Source organism: Neisseria sp. HMSC055H02, from assembly GCF_001813335.1.
Lineage (GTDB): Bacteria > Pseudomonadota > Gammaproteobacteria > Burkholderiales > Neisseriaceae > Neisseria > Neisseria sicca_C.
Map to the genome: position 1 here is coordinate 1 of NZ_KV812099.1, position 2,698 is coordinate 2,698.

At 29.9% G+C, this 2,698-nt stretch carries 3 protein-coding genes; all 3 read left to right on the forward strand.

Annotation, left to right across the window (positions count from 1 at the left end; genetic code table 11):
• The coding region (locus HMPREF2907_RS12970; protein ID WP_168165208.1) for a hypothetical protein at positions 1 to 361 on the forward strand (361 nt) is incomplete at its 5' end.
• Between the two features lie 410 nt (positions 362 to 771).
• Positions 772 to 1,311 carry a hypothetical protein gene (locus HMPREF2907_RS08000; protein WP_070681941.1) on the forward strand — a complete coding sequence of 180 codons (540 nt, stop codon included), beginning with the start codon at positions 772 to 774 and terminating at the stop codon, positions 1,309 to 1,311.
• 334 nt (positions 1,312 to 1,645) lie between these two features.
• Positions 1,646 to 2,590 (forward strand): hypothetical protein, encoded by a 945-nt coding sequence (locus tag HMPREF2907_RS08005; protein WP_070681944.1) that lies wholly within the window; start codon positions 1,646 to 1,648, stop codon positions 2,588 to 2,590.
• The last annotated feature ends 108 nt before the right edge of the window (positions 2,591 to 2,698 follow it).

Consider the following 2,698-nt stretch of genomic DNA (forward strand, 5'->3'; position numbering starts at 1 on the left):
GGAACAAAGAGGGCTGGGAAATTATTTTTTAGATTTAAAAATAATTAATTCAAATTTAACAGATAAAATGGAAGTATATTATATGAGATATATCATAAATAATTGTGGATTATATCTTCCTGAAAAATATTCTTCTGTAAAAGGCGATTATACAAAGCATATGACTACAGATTATGGTTTCCATATTAATGAGAATTGGATTCAGGTAGTTACAGAAATTCCTGTTGGCTGTAGAAAATGGAGTAATGGAAAACCTGATGATTCTGTAACGCGTTTACTTTTTAAAAGATTGGATTATATTTTCAACTACCAAACCATTTGGAATGGTAATGATTTTTACAGTTGTCTCAAAAAACCTTAGACTACACGAGGAAATGCAATGATGTCTCAAACTAAAAAATTTGTTTTGGATTTGTCTGGAAATTATACAAGCGAAGTATTGTATGAGACGTATTCATTTGGTTGTTTAGGTTTAGTGTAGAAATGTTGTTTGAAAATTCCAGATGACCTTTTATATCAGAAATATAACCACTGGGTAAAAACGCTTTGTCTTTTTATTCCATTTGTGTAGAATATTCAAGCTGATAGATATTTGATTATCCTAATGATAAATTAGGCAATTTTATTGTTATAAATGATGGAACGGTTATGGCGGCGCTTGCTTATTACATTTTTATTTTAGCCATCGGAATTATTCCTGGGTTTAGGATTGGGGCAAGGTTTTACAGAAAAAGGCATTCGGAAAGAAAGAGAAAGGTAAGGACTTAAATTATGATAGGTATTCTTCTCCTGATTCTTCATATTATTGTCTTTGGGGCAGTCGGGTTTGTGCTTGGTGTGGTATTTGAGTGGCAGTATGCAAAACAGAATACTCTACTTGATTGTAAAAATACAAAGTTATATCTCTTTATAAGCCTCATTCTAGGATTTGGATTTATGTTCTTTGATGAGCTAATAGGATTGATTCAGTTTAAAAAATTATGTAATCAATCCAGTATTGTATTTCTGCATAATCCTAATGAGATAAGAAATAAGAATTTAATAGAAGTAAGATATAAAAAAAGTAATGTTAGATTTTCTTTTTTAGAAATTTATTATTATAAGAGAGAATATGTTGATTCTCATGGAGAAAAATACATTATCGTTTATCCTTATGTAGCTAAAGGAGGGTGGATTTCAAAAGTATTGAATGGAGCTGTGGGAGGGGAGAAAACTCCTTTTCTCTTCTCTAATAGGTACTGTAATCTTCATTATATTAACTCAATTGATAAATTATATAATTTCAATATAGTCAAAGAGATTGATTTCTAGGCATATATATATTTGAAAATCATACTATGAAATTTTTATTAATACTATTAAAAATATGTGTATTAACTCATTATTGAGTGGTGCGGTTTATACAAAAGTAATTGAAGCCGCTAATTCAGGTTCAACAGAATTGAGAGACATTGTAAGGGAAAGCAAGCCGTAGCCTGCATAAAGTCTCTGTTTCATCAGATAGGATGTATGCGGAATGGACGCACGCAGTTGTTTGGATTTGGCATTATAAGGTCGTCTGAAAAAATCCTATCCTGTCTGGTAGTTCGATTGCATAATTTTACAAGTCATTTATAATACAAAAAACAAAATCAAGGATAACTATATGATTAATAATAAAAATATAATTGCGCTAATTTTAACATTAGTTATATTCATTTTAATTTTATTTCCTGTTTTCGCATTTAATTTACCTTGGATAGCATCCAAAATAGAAAAAGTATATTTGGGTATCAGTTCTTATTTTGAATCTCCAAAAGAAAAAGAATTTCGGATAAAGAAAAAAGAAGAGCAGAACAGGGAAAATTATAGGCAGCATTTTTTTTCTAAATTAATATGTAATAATCCAAGTAACGAGCTAAGTAATAGCGAATTATATGAATTAGCTATGGATGATTATTGGAAATATCAGGTTGAAAAAATTTCCGATTGGGATAATATAATTCAAACATTGAAAGATGAAAAATTAATACTTGATGATACTCCGTATGATCTAAATAGAAAAATATGCGGGCTGAGGAATATAAATGAAGAAAAATCTAATGAAATAAACAGTACTTGTTATCCTTGGTTATTATATGAATATAATGATTTAAATATAATTCAAAAATGGGAAAGTAAAAATTACAAGATAAGTGATTTTAAATCATTAGTATCAAAAGAATGGTCAGGAATTTCTTTTAATCCTTTTGAAGATAGACCTTACACAGGAAAATATTTTAATAGAGAGACTCCTTTTGCAGTTATTCAGCGAAGCTACGATGGTGTTGTATGGTATCCCACAGATTGTTGTCGATTACTGGAATATTTAGAATTAAAAAGGAGCCATGATTTTGTACATATATTGTATCTTATAGAAAAATTTATGAGTCTTGAGGAGTTGAATAAAATTAAGTTCTTAGTTATAAAAACCTATAATTTAGATCGCGCAGTTTCTTCCTATACTGGTTTGAATATGCTAGGAAGAAGTAACAATTATGCCGGTAGTGCTGTCTTATTGGCATATCCAGTTACATATTGCGGGAAAATAACACCATTTATTAAATTTTAATTTTAGCAAGCCATAGCCTGCATAAAGTCTCTGTTTCACCAGGTAGGATGTATGCGGAATAGACGCACGCGGTTGTTCGGATTTGGTATTGAAAGGTCGTCTGAAAAT